Here is an 18,007-nt window from a genome sequence, read left to right on the forward strand (position 1 = left end):
TAATGTGAAGTTCTGCGGCTTCCCTCTTACATTTTAATATTTTTTGTTTTAAAACTCTGTCAGCTATTTGAATGTAACTGACAGAGTTTTTATACATTTACGTTATTATATTCTAACATAATTTATGAAAAAAATCTACTTAATCTGCACACTGTTTATGTTTATTTCTTCATATTCACAAAGGGAATTCTGGGGGCTTTCCCCTACCAATGACGGCTATTCAACGACTTTTGGGAGTATTTTTAAAACAGACAGAAACTGTCAAAACGCACAAATTGTACACTTGTTTGATGAAGTGCATGGAAAGCAACCGATTGCCAGGCTGTTTCTGGCCTCCAACGGGAAGCTCTACGGGACCGCCACTAAAGGAGGCAGTTTTTTTGGCGGAGGGAATAATGGCGGCGTCTTGTTCGAATATGATCTCATATTTGATCGTTACAGGGTTGTAGCAAATTTCGGAGGAGGAGGCCTTACAAGGGAACCTTTTACAGACGTAATTGAGCCCATTCCGGGTGTGCTTATGGGTGCTTCGCTATATAGGATCTTCAGATATGATATGGCTACTGAAACCACGACCATAAGTGTAACGATGCCTGAGTACAATAATGGAAATTATAATTTAAGCAACAACGTCAACGACCAGTTCGTAAAGGCATCAGATGGTTTTATTTATGGCGTTACCGTAGCCATGGCGGGCTGTATTGGAAGTACCACCCAGGCTGCAGGAACAATCATCAAGGTCAATCCCCAAAACAATACATTTACCCAGCCCTATATTTTTGCATGTTATCCTAACGAATCGGGCAACTATCCGATTGGCAGCCTCGTGGAAGGTGTCCCTGGGAAGCTCTACGGTACCACTGAAGTCGGAGGAGCCTATAACGACGGCGTGCTTTTTGAATTCAATATCACCAATAATACCTATACCAAGATATTTGATTTTGAAGAGGCGGTTTCTGGAAAGTCGCCCCGCAATTTGATAAATGGCGGCAATGGCAAACTTTACGGAATAACCCTACAGGGCGGTACAGATCCTTGCAACCCGGAGCAGCATCTGGGGACGCTTTTTGAATATGACGTGGCAGGCCAGACGGTGGCAACTGTCATAAATATGGGTTGCGACGGAAATTTCAGTGGTATAATACAGCCACACAGCACCCTGCTCAAAGCCTCAAACGGTTATATATATGGCATTGGCCGCTTTGATAGTAGAAGTATCTTCAAGTTTGATCCTGTGACAAATACGGCAGTTGCCGCAAATCCTTTAAGTACACCGGTAACAGGCCTGATACTTGATAGGAGTGAAGGCCTGATTGAAGTTTGCCGTAAGCCATCATATCACTATTTTGATGTCGATACGTTTTCGCCATGTGTAAATACACCTTTTAGCTTTGATGTTCAAAATACCAATGCCACATCTTATTCCTGGAAAAAGAATGGCAAAATTGTGCCGCAGCAAACCACGGGCGTTTTAAACTTTTCAAATATTACCGCCGCTGACGCTGGTGACTATACCTGCGAAATGGTAAACGAATGCGGGACAACCATTACCATGGTGCTGCATATTAATGTAGGCTGTCTTGGCATTGATGAAATGGCCGCTTATAAGGAGAAGATTACCTTATACCCGAATCCAGCCAAAGATGTTTTGAATATAAAAATGCCGGAAAATGGTATTTTTAAAGTTACAGGCTGTACAGTCTCTAATATGCTAGGGCAAATCATCTATGAAAGCAAAGCTGAAAAAACTCAGATTAATATTGCCAACTACGCGGCAGGAATGTACAACGTGACTATTAAAACCGATAAAGGCAATTGGTCTGGGAAGTTTGTAAAGGAGTAAATCAGCTTGTAATCATACTTACAATATTTCAAAATGTTTGGTGCTGGTTTTATACCTATGATGTATGTTTTTATTATAACTGGTTTAACAGGTTATGTATGGGCAGGGGCTTTTATTAAATCTGGTACAATATGGCTTGCATTGGGAATGCATTTCGGCTGGAATTTGATACAATCTCTCTTTAAAGGAAAAGTACCATACGGCTCGATGGTACATAATCAAGTTTCTAAAACAGAACTTAATAATTTATTCTTGTCTTTGTTTACAGGTGTTTTTCCTAGTGTGGTCATGTACTTGGGGTTAAATTTATATTTTAATACAAAAAAAGTACACTAAATTTCACAACCTCAACCATCACTTCGAATATTTGAGGCAGGTTAAAAATCCAATATGATCATATAATTTATAAACAGATAAATTACAAGTGTTCAGTCTTTTTTTTGTGCAGACGGTTCGCTATAAAAATAGCGGAGTAAAATAAATTCGAAAAATATTTATCACAAAAAAGCTTCATAGAATCTGAAGCTTTTCTTGTAATAGGAGGTATTTAAATAAGCGTAAATATTTGTGTTTTCTGTAGAGCAGTATAAATCCAGAAGCTAGCTTTTTAGCTATTTATTCATGGACATTCAAAATGCTTTAAAAAAATAGGCGCCTGTAAATGCACTCAGAAAATTGATTTAATACAGTTTCGAACCTAAGCTTGTAGGACCTTTGTTTTGCTGGTTTTCTATTTTTCAAAAACGCAATATGCCACGATTTTGCCACAAAACTCAAAGCATTAATTTTAATGATAGTTATTACTAAATTTGGTCTTAAAAATTTATAGATAATTTATGATGAATTTTTTTATTGTGAGTATGAAAATCTAGCTACAATTATTTTACTGGTGGAGAAAGAGGGTCCAATGCCTTTATGAAAATCCCAGTAAATACAAGGGGGGTATGATATATTATTTAATTAAGTAGCACTTAACTTTCAGCGTATTAAATAAAAACAAGATCAAAAATAGTAAAGTAAAAATTGTTGTGATAATAAATTGTTGATTTTCAACGGAAATATTTGCTGGTTTCTATTTTATTTATTTTACAGCTACATCATTAAAATCACTCAAATCCTTCTCTGCTTATTTTTAGCATATCCTTATAAGGCTTTTAATTATACCCAAAGGGATTATAAAAGAAATCCTTTTTTTATTTAACACACAATTTATGTTCAAGTAATCTTATGATTGTATCCTTGTGAGTTAAAAAAGAAACAAATGCTTAAAAGGTTATTTGTACTATGTTTTATTACAGTACATTCATTTGGACAACAAATAAAATTTGAAAATTTTACAACCAACCAGGGATTGTCAAATAATTCAGTACTTGATATTGAAAATGACTCAGGCGGAGGACTTTGGATTGCTACCTGGGATGGATTGAATTATTATGATGGTCATAAATTTAAAAGTTTTAAGCACAATGTTACCGATGCTAGAACAATCTCCAGTGATTATATAACTAAATTAAAGAAGGATAACGGTGGTTTTATTTGGCTGATTACTAAGGAGGGTAATGTAAATAAATACAGTGGTAATGGAGAATTTGTAAAATTCAATTTTAAAAGTATTCCAAAAGATATTCATTTATCTCAAAAAGGAAATATAGTAGTTCAAACAAACACTTCCTATTATGAATTTCAAAATGAAGCTTTTATTCCAATACCTCATAATGCTGTAAAAAAAACAGATTTAAACAATCTTAAAAAAATCTTGCTAAAAGAATATCCTAAACTGATTATAAATGATGTCCTAAAAGATAAGTCAGGGAATTTTTGGTATGCTACGCGCGATAACGGATTGTATATTATTTCTAATGATGCTAATAAAAAAACAATTGAACATTTTACTTCTGACTTGTATCAATCGTATTCATTTAACAGTAATGAAATAGAAACGTTACACCAAGATGATTTTGGAAACATTTGGCTGGGACAGAAAGATGGAGGCTTAAGTATGGCATATACGGGGTCTGAAAAAATAAATACCATAATACCACATCCTCGAAAAAACCCGAATTTACCTACTGAAACAATTAGAGCCATTACTAAAGATCCGAAGGGAAAAACCTGGTTGGGTTATTATACAAATGGACTTTATTACTACAATCAACAAAAACATACTTATGAAAAATACGTAATTAAAGAATCGGATCTGAATCCTGATTGGGAACGGGTTAGAAGTTTGTTTACAGCTAGTGACGGAACAATTTGGGTAGGAACTTATAAAGGTATTATACGTATTTCAGGTACTAAGTATACTTGTTATGAGGCTGAAAAAATTAAAGAACTGCCCAATAATAGGTCTTATTCTATTTATGAAGATCAAAACAAACAACTTTGGATAGGCTGTTGGGGAGGTTTGGCTAAATTTAATTTGAAAACTGAAAAATTTGAGAGTTTTAAAGGGCAAAAGGCACTGGAAAAATACCATGTCAGATGTGTCAAAAAAAGCAAACAGGATTTAATTTTAGCAACTGAAAATAATGGCGTTATTATCTTTAATCCAGATACTAATAAGATATACCAAATTTCAAAACAGCAAGGTATCTTAGGCAACAGTGTTTATTCTGTACTGATTGATAAAACTACTGAAAATTATTGGATTGCTTCTTTAGGCGGTGTTAGTATTTTTAATAAAGAAAAGCGATTAATAAAAAATATTACTGAGGCGGAAGGTCTTCCCAGTCATATGGTGTATGGTCTCTTAGATAATGGTGACAGAATTTGGATCAGCACCACTAAAGGAATTGCATCTATTGATAAAAAAACTTTTAAAATCACCTTTTATAATCCAAATCATGGATGGCAGGCACCGGAATTTTCAGAAGGGGCTTACTATCAGGATAAAAACGGTCTTTTGTTTTTTGGTGGTGTAAGCGGACTTAATTATTTTAACCCTAATAAGATTCACTGCGCTAATCCTAATGTGAAAATTAAATTAATTGTTGATGGCAATGAAAACTATTTGCCTGTGATCGAAAAAAGTTTTGCTGATAATGAATTAGAAATTGAAATAACACCAATTGTATTTCCTAAAGAAAGTAAATCTGAAATTTATTATAAATTAGAAGGAAGAGATAAAAACTGGATTTTGTTACAAGATTCCAAAAAAATAGAATATGCTAATTTAGCTTCGGGAAATTATAGTTTTTTGATTAAGCAGGGTGAAAAAGGAGTGGCAAAACCGTTGCTTTTCACCCTTCACATCAGTAAGGCGTTCTATGAAACAATTTTGTTTTATATCTTAATATCAGGCTGTATACTTTTGAGTTGTATTCTGCTAATCTATTATAAAAACAAAACTGCTGCAGCACAACAAAGGGAGTTAGAAGAAAAAATAAGAACTCGTACCGCAGTTATTGAGAATCAGAAAAAAGATTTAGAAGCAATTAACCAGAAACTGGATGAAAAAAATACACAAATATCAGAACAGAAAGAAAAACTTTTAAAACTGCATAGCAAACTTAAAAATGAAGATTTTGAAATCGAAAAATTTAAAACTTTTATGTTATCGGAGTTTCAAGATCCAATAGCCAAAATAATTAAAATTTCAAGTACACAAAAAAAAGACAACGAAGCGCAACGGGATTTACTTCTTGAATCGGGTAAACTTGCCGATTTAATTTCGGGGTGGAATTATTTGAGTTATGTTAAAGATATAGGGGCAATAAGGAAATCAGCAATTAATTTGTTTCCTGTTTTAAAAAATAGTATTGAAAAATTAAAAAAAGAACTGCAGCATAATCAGGTTAATTTAAGTTGTGAAATAGATAATGTTGCTCATTTTGTGAACATAGATGTATTGCGATTAAAGCTGTTATTACAGTATTTTTTTAATGATATAAGTAAATATTCCGAAGCGGACAGTACCTTAAATATTGAAATTGGTTATGAAAATAACTTTTTAAAAATTACGGTAATTTCCGATAGTATCATCTTAAAAAATAATTGGTACAATATTTTACATTACAGCCCTTATTTTAAAGCTTTACATGTGTTATTGGAGGATTTGAAAGGTGAATTTTTCGATAATTCTGAAGAAAAGTTTGAAAGTACTTTACAAATTCCTTTAGAATTAGCTGCCGAAAATTTAAAAACTAAAGAAACAATTTCCTGGAAACATTTCAACGAACAAGATCAATTTTCTTTAGATAAGGAGTTGTTTTTAGTTTTTAGTGACCAATCTGATTATACAGCAGCAAATCAGGTTTTGGAGAATAGTAATTACCACTTGCTTTTTGAAAATTCAGTAGCTAATTTAAACTCAGCCATAAAACAGATAAATTTTTCTGCTTTGGTGTTTTATCAGGCAACATTCTCAAAAGAACTGATTTATTTTTTAGATTCTAATAGAAAAATGTTAGGTTTTAAAATGCCCATAATTTATATTTCTGAAGATATCAATTATGAATTGCATGAACAATTATTAGAGCTTGGTATAGACACACTGATTCAGCTGCCTGCCAGCGCCTCATTTATTACAAAAAAGATAGCTTCTTTAATTGACAAAAACAAAGAGATATTGCAGGAAAACAAAATGCAGCAAAAGATATTTGAAATTTTAACAGAAGATGATCCACTGATAACGAACAATGATAAACTGGTAAAACAAGCTTTGGAAATAATAAAAAAGGAACTGCAGGATCCTTCTTTTAATGTAGAAACCCTTGTAGAAAATTTAGAAATTTCGAGGGTAAAATGCTACCGCATATTTAAAGAAACACTAAATCAATCTCCATCTGATGTCATAACCTCTTTTAGATTACAAAAGGCAGAAATATTATTAAAGACTAAGAAATTAAACATTTCTGAGATCAGTTTTGAATGCGGTTACAATGATCCAAAATATTTTGCACGTTCCTTCAAAAAATATTTCGGAAAAAGTCCTAAAGAATATAAGGCATTTTCCTGAAAGTTCTGTTAGCCCTGTGTTTACATAAAGTTAGTTCAATGTTAGGGTACAAAACAACCCTTTTTTGTCGTTAATTTTATCCTAATTTGAATCTAAAATCCTCTTTTATGAATCAAAATCACCCCATTTGGCAAGATTCATAAAATACTTTTGGCAAAACTAAAAAAGTATTTAAATGAAAAAAATTTACGCATTGTTAATTCTTGCCTTAGGATGTATATCATTTTCCTATGCGCAGGGAACTGTATCGGGAATCGTGGTTTCTGATGTTGAAAAAATACCCGTACCAGGAGTCTCTGTTTACGTTAAAGGATCACCAAAAGGAGCTGTCACAACAGATTTTGACGGGAATTTTAATATTAAAACACAGCAAAATGATGGTGTTTTAGTTTTTTCTTATGTAGGATTTCAAACAAAAGAGGTTTCTTTCTCGGGCAGTCAAAAACTGACCGTTTCTTTAGTTGAAGAGATTAGTACCTTAAACGAGGTAGTAGTTGTAGGTTACGGTTCTCAAAAAAGATCTGATGTAACAGGGGCTATCTCTTCGGTAAAAAGTGAAAATTTCAATAAAGGGGTTGTGGCCAATGCAGGACAGCTGATTCAGGGTAAAGTTGCCGGGGTTAACGTTGTTGCTGCGAGTGGTGAACCGGGTGCTTCTCAGGATATCATTATTCGAGGAGTTGGAAGTTTACGTTCAGGAACTACACCGCTTTATGTAGTAGATGGTTTTGCTTTAGACAATTCCGGTACCGGTGTTGCTTCAAACCCTTTAAACTTTATCAATCCACAGGATATTGAAAGTATTGAAGTACTTAAAGATGCATCTGCAGCTGCCATTTATGGTGCAAGGGGTGGTAATGGAGTAATTGTTATTACGACCAAAAAAGGATCAAAAGGAAGAACGCAAATAAATCTTTCTATGACTACGGGATTTTCAACATTAGCCAATAAAGTTGATGTTTTTAGTGCTGATGAATTTAGAAAACAGGTTGTTGCCGTAAACGGAACTTTACAGGATGGCGGAGCAAATACGGACTGGCAGGATGAATTAACCAGAACCGCTGTTTCTCAAAACGTTAATTTCACAATGAGCGGCGGAACAGATAAATCAACGTATGCAGCTTCTTTAGGCGTGGATAATCAGGAAGGTATTTTACGAAATAGTGATTTGAAACGCTATTCGGGACGTTTGAACCTAAATCAAAAAGCATTTGACGATAAGTTTAATGTTGCTTTTAATTTGACAGGAACAAAACTTGAAAATTCGAGACCGGATGCCAGAACCATAGTAGGCAGTATGCTGACAATGAATCCGACGGATGCAGTTTATGTTAATGGACAACCAAATGTTAATCTAAGTAATGATGCTGTGAATCCTTTAATCAGCGAAAAACTTTATTCTGATGAAACGAACAACAATCGTATTTTAGCGAATATTGCCCCGTCTTATGAGTTTATAAAAGGATTAACCTATAAATTTAATCTTGGTGTAGATTACTCTATGTCTGAAAGAGACATTCAGTTTTTACCCTATACTTCGGCTACTAATACAACTGAAAGTACATTGAACAATATTATAACCACCAATAATAATATTTTATACGAAAATACATTAACGTATAATTTAAATGTTAAGGCTCATAGTTTTACGATCTTGGCAGGTCAGTCTTACCAAAAAACACAAGTAAATCAAAAGAACTACGACTTTAAGGGATTTCCGGACAATGGAGTTGAACCCAAAAATCAAATCGAAGCAGCAACTGAGCTTAGAAGCAAATCTTCATCTGCAGTAGAAAATGAGCTCCAGTCTTTCTTTGGAAGGGTAAATTATGGGTATGATAACAAATATTTATTGACAGCAACCATACGTGGTGACGGGTCTTCTAAATTTGGTAAAAATAATAGATACGGATACTTTCCGTCTGTAGCTTTGGGTTGGAATATTACCAAAGAAGATTTTTTAAAAGAATCGGAGGTTTTGAATAATCTTAAACTAAGAGCGAGTTGGGGAAAAACGGGTGTTCAGGAGATTCCTTCTAAAATAACCAAAGCCAGTTATACGGAAAGCAACACCGGAAACGATACTTATCCTTTAGATCCATCGACTACTGACTTAAGCGGATATCCTTATGGTTCTATCTATACTCGTTTATCGAATCCTAATATTCAATGGGAGGTTTCAACACAGACCAATATAGGTTTAGATTTTAGTTTATTTAATAATAGATTATCAGGTACTGTTGATTATTTTAATAAAGTTTCGGAAAATATTTTATTAGAGGTAGCACCTGTAGATCCTATTCAGCCTACATCAAAGTATTGGACAAACATTCCGAATATGGAGATAAAAAACAACGGTATTGAAATAGCTTTAGATTACAGCAGTGACAAAAGCAAAGATTTCTCTTATAGTATTGGCGGAAATATATCTTTTACAGATAATAAAGTAGAAAATTCTCCTTATAAAATATTAACAACAGGTGGAGCGCAGGGAGGCGGACAATCCGGAGCAACAATAAATGGCGTTCTTAATGGGCAACCTATAGGTACTTTTTATATGGTTGAGTTTACAGGAATTGGTCCAGATGGTTTAAATCAATTTAAAGATATAAATCAGGATGGTGTAATTCTTGACAATGACCGTGTCGTTGCTGGCAGCGCTTTACCGGATTATGTTTATGCTTTTTATCTGAATTTTAAATATAAGAATTTTGACTTAGGAGCTAACTTTAATGGTGCCGGAGGTAATAAAATTTACAATCATGTTGCCATGTCTTCATTCAATAGAGGGCAGCTTGCCAATTCTTTTAATACTACTGACAGAGCTTCAGAATTTTTAAATGAAGCTTCTACAAACTCCAACAGAGTTTCTACCAGATATTTGGAAGATGGCAGTTTCTTAAGATTAAATAATACAACTCTGGGGTATAATTTAAACCCAAAATCAATCGGACTAGATAATGTAATGGATAATTTACGCCTTTCACTAACAGGACAAAACTTATTTGTGATTACAAAGTACAGTGGTTATGATCCTGAAATTAATACAGGAACATCAGTTGGTGACATTCAGTCTTTTGGAATTGACTACTTCAGTTATCCAAGAAGCAGAACCGTTTTAATTGGTTTAAACGTTTCATTTTAATCAAAAATAACATAACATGAAAAATAAAATAATAGTAGCAACTCTTGCATTTAGTTTATTATTTACCTGGAGTTGTACTGACTTAGAAGAAAAGGTATTAGATGAATCTTTGAACGGCAGCGGGCAGGGAGAGGCGATAAGTGGCGCAATTGCTCCTGCGTATGGTCAATTAAAAGCAACCTGGATTCACACCAACAATTTTGGTTTGCAGTTAATTGCCAGCGATGAAGGTATTTTACCTTACAGAGGAGGAACGGACTGGTATGATGGAGGTAAATATTTGGCCGTACATGCACATACTACTACACCTACAAATGATTTGGTGACAAGTACGTGGAATGAGCTTACTAAAAATATTTCCAGAACATTGTCTGCTATCGAAGTGTTAACTCCACTTGCTGAAAGCGGGAATACAGAAGCGCAGGGAGCACTTTATGAAATGAAAGCCCTGAGAGCTTATTTAAATATGATGACATTAGACAGTTGGGGACTTGTGTTTAGAAAGGAATCTTCAGCGAGTATTTCGGAAGTACTTCGCGGACAAGATGCTGTTTCTTACATCGAAAGCGAGTTATTGTCTGTGGCTGATGTTATTAATACTACTAAAGGACCGGGAAGAATGACACAGGCAGCAGTTTGGGGACTTCTTTCCAGATTATATCTAAATGCCGCTGTTTACCGTGATCCTTATGGCACACCTCAATTTAATAATGCGGATATGGATAAGGTTATTAAATATACGGATAACATTATAAACTCAGGTAAATTCACTTTATCTCCTGAATATTTTGACTTATTTGATGACGCTAATAATTCTAATAAAGAATTAATCTTTGCTTTAGATCAGCGCGGTGTATTAAAAGACGAAAATAACCGTTGGGCCTACTGGTCAATACCGGGGTCAATGTTTCCAAGACCGGAATCTATTAATGCTGATGGTACTGATGGTCCGGCTATTACATCTGATTTTTATCAGACCTGGGTTGATGCTTACGGTTCTGTAGATCCTGCAGATGCTGACTCCAGATTTTATAAAAACAATGCAAAAGTACCTGCAAACCTAAAAGACCTTACCGGATTTTCACCACTCAACGATCAGGATCATTATTACTGTGTTAAAGCAGAGGAATTTGAAATTGACAGGGGGATTATGAGAGGTATCCCTTGGGCAGCAAGAAAAGATGCCAATGGTGCTTTTTTCAAATGCGACGGCGGTTACAGAATTTATCCTGTTAAACAAATAAAAGGAAACGGTCCAGATAAAAATGTAGGCTATGTTAATCTTACGCTGCAAGTAGATTTTACGAAGGAAGGCAGCATGCACTATTCCGGATACAGAGTGTCTAAATACCAATTCAGCCATACTTCTCCTGATGGAAATTTTTACAGCAGTGTAGATATGGTATTGCTTAGATATGCTGAAATTTTTATGATGCGTGCAGAAGCTAAATTAAGAAAAGGTGATAATGCCGGAGCATTGGCTGATATGAATAAGGTAAGAACGTCAAGAACTGCACGTACTCCGATTCCTGCTGCGCTGCCTGCTATCAGTTTAGATATTTTGTACAGAGAATATGGCTTCGAATTTTACTGGGAAGGTTTAAGAAGAACCAATCAGATTCGTTTTGGTCATTTTGAAGATAAATGGACTGAAAAAACAGATACCGATGTAAATCATAGATTGTTCCCAATTCCACAGGTAGCAATTGATGGGGCTTCTAACTCTCCTGGATATTTAGTACAAAATAAAGGATACTAATTTTAGTTTGGTTTTAATTTGAAGACTGCTGTCGATTTTATGTCATCTCAGTAAATAGGTAGTCTTCTGGCAGCTATTGTCAAAAACAGGGCATTTTATAACGCCCTGTTTTAATTTTTTCCGAAGTCTGAAGTTGTTGGAAAGTGAAAATTATTCCATTTGGCTATCAGATTATGATAACAGATTATCTCTTTAAAAAAAAATAAATAAATGAAAACAAATGTACTAGAAAGAAAAATAGGTAAAGTATTTATTTGTATGCTTTTTGTGAATGCAGTTGTGGCTCAAACAAAAGATACGAGCATTAAAAAATATCCTAATTCACTTAATTTTATTGTTATGGGAGATTGGGGGAGGTTTGGTGAAGATCATCAGATTCCTGTAGCAAAGCAAATGGGGCTTACTGCCACAGCCATTAATCGTGATTTTATAATTTCTACAGGGGATAACTTCTACCCGGTAGGCGTAGCAAGTGAATATGACCCGCAATGGAAATCTTCTTATGAGGACATTTATACTGATTTTTCACTTCACTGGAACTGGTACCCGGTTTTAGGGAACCATGATTATGCCGGTAATCCGGATGCACAGGTAGCCTATTCAAAAATAAGCCGTCGCTGGAATATGCCTGCCCGCTATTACAGCAAAACATTTAATATAAATGGAGATTCAAATCAACAGGTATTAGTCGCTTTTATAGATACGAATCCTTTAATTCCTGCATTTTATAAAAATGAAGTATACGGCAAAAATGTAATCTCACAGGATACAACTGCACAAAAAAAATGGCTTATTAAAACTTTGTCAACAGCCCCTAAAAGTGTTAAGTGGAAACTAGTTGTCGGACACCACCCTTTGTTTACGGCAACTTTAAAAAGAAGAGAAAGCTATGATACCAAGGCAGTACGAAAATCATTAAAAGGACTATTTGATAAATATGAAGTAGATGCCTATATCGCCGGACATGATCATGATTTACAACATTTATTACCAGAAGGGAAAACCAATTATTTTGTTTCAGGATCTGCTTCTGAAGCTACTCCAATCGACACTTTGCCTTTTAGCAAATTTGCTGCGTCAGAATATGGTTTCATGGTATTTTCAGTTTTAGCCGACACTTTGCATGTACAAGCTGTTAATGAAAAAGGAGAAGTAATCTACAGTACCGAAATAAAAAAATAAACTGCACTCAAAAATAAATCTGGTTCGCTTTTATTGACCCGGACTCATTTTTTATTTAGTACATATAAAAAAATGACAGTCAAAGTCAAATCAATTAATAGTTAGTTTTGCGTTTTTTATTAGTTTTTTACGCTGCAGGCTTTGCGTAAGTCTGCAGTTGTAAAAAAGATAAATGACAAATTAGACACTAAAAAGCGACAAAAAAAGAGGCAAAGTTACCTACGGCTTTGCAAATGCATAAAATTCTATTTCAATGAAAAAAAATAATAACCCTTTTTTGCCTCCAATTTTTCCTGTTAGTACAAGCACAGGAATACAGTTCTTCAAACATTCATTCGCATAATGATTATGCTGCCCCGCTTCCCTTTTACGGAGCATATTCCAATGAAGCCGGTGTTATTGAAGCTGATGTTTTTTTAGTTAATAATGAACTTTTTGTCGCTCATACTTCAAATGAAATTGCACAACACAATACGCTTAAAAGTTTATATTTAGAACCGCTTTCTTCAAAACTGAAAAACTTGGGAGGAAAAGCTTATTCGGGTAATAAACCTTTGATTTTAATGATTGATATCAAGTCTGATGCAGAATCAACTTTAAAACTAATTGTACAACAGTTAAAAACATTTCAGGAAATAATCTCCAGCAAAAATATAAAAGTTGTTATTTCAGGAAACAGACCACTTTCGGCTCAGTGGGCATCTTACCCGGAATTTATCTATTTTGACGGAAGACTGAATGAAAATTATTCGCCGGAAGAATTAGCCCGCATCGAAATGATGAGTCAGGATTTAAAAGAGCTTACCGTTTGGAATGGGAAAGGCGTTTTGACACAGGCTGATTTAGGAAAAATTCAATCAACAATTAAAAAAGTATATGATCAGCACAAAAAAATTAGATTTTGGGCTACCCAGGATAATGTGAATACATGGGTGACGCTGATGAATTTAAAAGTTGATTTTATTGGTACTGATGATGTAGCGGCACTTGCAGAATTTATCAAAAAGATAAAAACTACATTCTACCAAAACACAGAGTTTCATGAAGCTTACATTCCTAAAAACTCAGCAGCTGCTTTCAAAAATAAAAAGCCAAAGAACGTAATATTGCTTATTGGTGACGGAATGGGTCTTTCTCAAATTTATGCAGGTTATACCGCCAATAAAGGTCAGTTGAACCTCTTTAATATTCCCACTCAGGGACTTTCTGTAACTTATGCTTCAGATAGTTATATTACTGATTCTGCCGCCGGAGCAACAGCTATGGCTACAGGACATAAAACCAATAACCGATTTATCAGTGTTGACGAAAATGGAAAACCTTTAGAATTAATTACGCAGCAGTTAGCAAAGAAAAATTTCAAGACAGCTATTATTTCTGCTGGAAATATTACAGATGCAACTCCTGCAGCTTTTTATACACATCAGCCTGAACGAAGTTCTAATGAGCCAATAGCTTATGATTTTCTTGCTAATCTTTCTGATATATTAATTGGGGGAGGAATAAATGAGTTTATAGCCAGAAAAGATGGAAAAGACTTGTCTAAAATGCTGATTGAAAAAGGATACTCTTTTTCAGATAAATTTACCAGTTTAGATACTATCAAAAACTCTAAAATTGTAATCTTAGATGATAATGCTGTAGTTTCAATGAAAGATGGAAGAGGAGATTTTTTAGCGAAAGTTATATACTCAAAATGAATTATCCAAAAGATTATTTTTATAAGAAGAAGTAAGTATTGCAAGTAAAATCAGGATCAGAGCAAAACAGATTCCTATTATATAATTGTGGATTTTGGTAAATGTTCTCATAGTTTTTATTCTCAGTTCGTCGCAGTACTTAAAGAGTAAGAGCTGTTCAATAAAACAGCACTTACTCTATTAAAAATCTCCACTCATTCTACATTTCTTATAGTAGAAGCCCGATCATAGGTTATAATTTATCAGAAATGCATAGTTTACGATGGATTGAGCAGTTTTATGATAGTTTCATTCTCCTGAATAAGTGCATAATCCAATGCCGTTTTATTGTAGTTGTCCCGAATAGAGGAGTCTGCACCTTTTTCCAATAATATTTTTGTAATGTCTTCTGCCCCAAAGGTAGCGGCAAAAAATAATGCAGTTGCTCCATTGGCGTTCTTTTGATCGATAGACGCTTTATACTGTAATAAAAGTAGCGCTATGTCGGGGTATCTTTTAAAGGCGACACCCATTAAGGCCGTGTTACCCATTTTATCCTGAATATTGGGATTAGCCTTGTTTTCCAACAATAGTTTTGTTGCCTCTAAGTTGTTATTGTAACAGGCAATGATAAGAGCGGTGCTTCCTCTTTCATCCGTGGTATTTATATCTTCATTTTTAAGCAGCAGCTCGCGTAATACTTCGGTATTATTGCTGCGAGCCGCTGAAAAAAGTGTCTCCTGTGCAGAGACCAATGAAGTAAACAGTAGTATTAAGCAAACTGTGTAAATACTTCTCTTTTTCATTTTGAATTAATTATGATTTTATAAAAAGCTTTTCAACTTCTTCTCTTGTTAGTCCCAATGCTTTAGCCAGGCGTTTGCCGTAATCGCTGTCTGCCATATAGAAATAGCCAACCATTTTACGCACTACGTCTTTATTGGTAACTGAACCAAGATCACCTGAAAGATTTTTAATCAAACTTTCTTTTTCTTTTTCAGATAAGCTGCGGTAAAATTCACCGGCCTGTTTAAAATCATTAGGTTTGGTGATTTTTTGCTGTACCGTACTGACATTGGTAAATGTTGATTTAGAATACTCATTTTTCTCATTATCTACATAACCATTTTGAGTAGAACTTGGCTGGTAATTTATATCACCATTTACTGGTCTGGTAGAAAAAGCACCGTCCTGATTATTGGTTGCTGTTGGAACTTTTGGCGCATTTACAGGTAATTGCTGGAAATTGCCACCAATTCTGTAGCGCTGGGTGTCAGGATATGAAAATAACCTGCCCTGAAGCAGTTTGTCTTCTGATGGTTCTATTCCGGGCACCAATGTTGCAGGTGAGAAAGCAGACTGTTCTACTTCTTGGAAAAAATTCTCCGGAATTTTGTTTAAAGTCATCTTTCCAACCAATTGAAGGGGTGCTACATTCTCGGGCCAGATTTTGGTAGGATCAAGCGGATTGATATCCAGCTTGTCAAAATCTTCGGCTTTTAGTAATTGCACATACAACTCCCATGCTGGAAAATTTTTGTTTTTAATATTCTCGTACAAATCAACTGTGGCATGCTGAAAATCCTGGGACTGGATAACAGCAGCTTCTTCTGCAGTCAGATTTTTTTCTCCTTGTGATGATTTCCATTTATACTTTACGTAAGTGACTTCACCATTTTCATTTACCCATTTGTATGCATGTACACCAAAACCATCCATTTGTCTGTAATTGGCAGGGATTCCATAGTCAGAATAAACACGTGTCAACATATGGGTACCTTCGGGTATATTGCTGAAAAAATCAAAAACCCTGTTGGCATCCTGTTTGTTATATATCGGTGAGGGTTTAAAAGCGTGAACCATATCGGGGAATTTCATAGCATCCCTGATAAAGAACACGGGCAGATTGTTTCCTACCAGATCATAATTTCCCTGATCAGTGTAGAATTTTGTTGCAAATCCTCTTGGATCTCTTAGTGTTTCAGGTGACCCTACACCGTGTACAACAGTAGAAAAACGAACAAATACTGGTGTGCTTTTTCCTTTTTGGAATACGGAGGCTTTTGTGTATTTAGAAAAGTTGCCGGATGCTACAAATTCTCCGTAAGCGCCCACCCCTCTTGCATGAACTACTCGTTCAGGAATACGCTCTCTGTCAAACGAAGCTAATTTTTCAATTAGATGGAAGTCTTCGAGTAAAACCTGACCATTCTGACCGATTGTTTTTGAATTTTGATTATCACCAACAGACGCTCCGGTGTTGGTAGTAAGCTGTTTTTGCTGTGCACTGCCGCTTACTGCGGAAAGGATAGAAGCACATAAAATTAAATTTTTTATCATAATACGTTGTTATTTATTTGGACAAATGTACATTTGCAGATAAATAGATACAAACTGATATTTTCTATAACAACTTAGATAAAAACTAACACATGAATATTCAGCAATTAGAATATATTGTGGCTCTGGACAAGCACCGTCATTTTTTAAAGGCGTCAGAGGCCTGCTTTATTACCCAGGCGACATTAAGCGGAATGATTAAAAAACTGGAACAGGAACTTAATGTTATCTTGTTTGACAGGAGTAAGCAGCCGGTACAACCAACTGAAATGGGAAAAAAAGTAATAGAGCAGGCAAAAGTAGCCCTGCAGGAAACCCATAAGATCCGCGAGCTGGTTTTGGAAAGCATAGCCGAGCTAACGGGTGATTTAAGAATTGGGATTATACCATCGCTTGCGCCGTACTTATTACCATTGTTTCTAAAGGACTTCATGGACCATCACCAGCAGGTAAAGTTGATTATCAATGAAATGACAACCGATAAGATAAAAGAAAAATTAAAGGAAGGACATATTGATGTGGCCATACTGGCTATTCCACTTCTTGATAAAGAGTTGCACGAGGAAACCTTATTCTATGAGGAGTTCTACCATTACGGGCAGTTAAAATCCGACAGTGCTACAAAAAAATATATAAAGCCTGAGGATATTAATATCAATAAATTATTATTGATAGAAGAGGGTCATTGTCTTAGAAATCAAGTGGTTAATATTTGTCAGCTCCGGGTAAAAGAGGATGCAACGATGAAACTGGACTATCAGTCGGGCAGTATTGAGACCCTGAAGCAGATGGTGGATCTGAATATGGGATCAACTATTTTGCCTGGATTGTCTGTACTGACCCTTAATGAAACGCAAAAAGCAAAGCTCAGCACTTTTGTATCGCCTTTTCCGGTCAGAGAGATCGGACTAGTTTACTACCGTCACTTTACAAAAAAAAGAACCATCGAAGCTTTAAGAAGTTCCATTTTGAGAACTATTCCCGAGACGATGCTACTTAAGAAAAACATGTGCATTATTCCGGTGAAGCAAAACAGCATTTTTGCATAAGGGGATTTCAGAAAATTTTAGTTCGATATCTGTGGCGATTGGTAATTATTTCT

The 18,007-nt window shown here is 35.1% G+C and carries 10 protein-coding genes; 8 read left to right on the plus strand and 2 right to left on the minus strand.

Features of this window, described 5'->3' with window-relative positions:
- Positions 1-124: 124 nt before the first annotated feature.
- The 7 genes from HAV12_RS11150 to HAV12_RS11180 all read left to right on the plus strand — a co-directional run bounded on the left by HAV12_RS11150 (position 125) and on the right by HAV12_RS11180 (position 14,586).
- A complete protein-coding gene (locus HAV12_RS11150; protein ID WP_171569729.1) occupies positions 125-1,843 on the plus strand; it encodes a choice-of-anchor tandem repeat GloVer-containing protein in 1,719 nt (572 codons plus the stop codon).
- A 33-nt stretch (positions 1,844-1,876) separates the two neighbouring features.
- Positions 1,877-2,179: a CPBP family intramembrane metalloprotease gene (locus HAV12_RS11155; protein WP_171569730.1), complete on the plus strand. Its 303-nt coding sequence runs from the start codon at positions 1,877-1,879 to the stop codon at positions 2,177-2,179.
- Positions 2,180-3,104: 925 nt separating this feature from the next.
- Positions 3,105-6,800, plus strand: a complete 3,696-nt coding sequence (locus HAV12_RS11160; RefSeq protein ID WP_171569731.1) for a two-component regulator propeller domain-containing protein — start codon at positions 3,105-3,107, stop codon at positions 6,798-6,800.
- 175 nt (positions 6,801-6,975) lie between these two features.
- Entirely contained in the window at positions 6,976-9,945 is a 2,970-nt protein-coding gene (locus HAV12_RS11165; protein WP_171569732.1) for a TonB-dependent receptor, read from the plus strand.
- 16 nt (positions 9,946-9,961) lie between these two features.
- On the plus strand, positions 9,962-11,704 hold the full coding sequence (locus tag HAV12_RS11170) for a RagB/SusD family nutrient uptake outer membrane protein (RefSeq protein WP_171569733.1): 1,743 nt from the start codon (positions 9,962-9,964) through the stop codon (positions 11,702-11,704).
- 210 nt (positions 11,705-11,914) lie between these two features.
- Positions 11,915-12,886, plus strand: coding sequence for a tartrate-resistant acid phosphatase type 5 family protein (locus tag HAV12_RS11175; RefSeq protein WP_171569734.1), 972 nt, complete (start codon positions 11,915-11,917; stop codon positions 12,884-12,886).
- A gap of 563 nt (positions 12,887-13,449) precedes the next feature.
- On the plus strand, positions 13,450-14,586 hold the full coding sequence (locus tag HAV12_RS11180) for an alkaline phosphatase (protein ID WP_240345268.1): 1,137 nt from the start codon (positions 13,450-13,452) through the stop codon (positions 14,584-14,586).
- A 257-nt stretch (positions 14,587-14,843) separates the two neighbouring features.
- Here HAV12_RS11180 and HAV12_RS11185 read toward each other — a convergent pair whose 3' ends face one another.
- Both HAV12_RS11185 and HAV12_RS11190 read right to left on the minus strand, forming a co-directional pair.
- Entirely contained in the window at positions 14,844-15,371 is a 528-nt protein-coding gene (locus HAV12_RS11185; RefSeq protein WP_171569735.1) for an ankyrin repeat domain-containing protein, read from the minus strand.
- 10 nt (positions 15,372-15,381) lie between these two features.
- A complete protein-coding gene (locus HAV12_RS11190) occupies positions 15,382-16,905 on the minus strand; it encodes a catalase (protein ID WP_171569736.1) in 1,524 nt (507 codons plus the stop codon).
- Positions 16,906-16,997: 92 nt separating this feature from the next.
- Between HAV12_RS11190 and HAV12_RS11195 the strand changes: the two genes are divergently transcribed.
- Entirely contained in the window at positions 16,998-17,954 is a 957-nt protein-coding gene (locus tag HAV12_RS11195) for a hydrogen peroxide-inducible genes activator (RefSeq protein WP_171569737.1), read from the plus strand.
- The last annotated feature ends 53 nt before the right edge of the window (positions 17,955-18,007 follow it).

Source organism: Flavobacterium sp. CLA17 (assembly GCF_013112255.2).
Taxonomy (GTDB): Bacteria; Bacteroidota; Bacteroidia; order Flavobacteriales; family Flavobacteriaceae; genus Flavobacterium; species Flavobacterium circumlabens.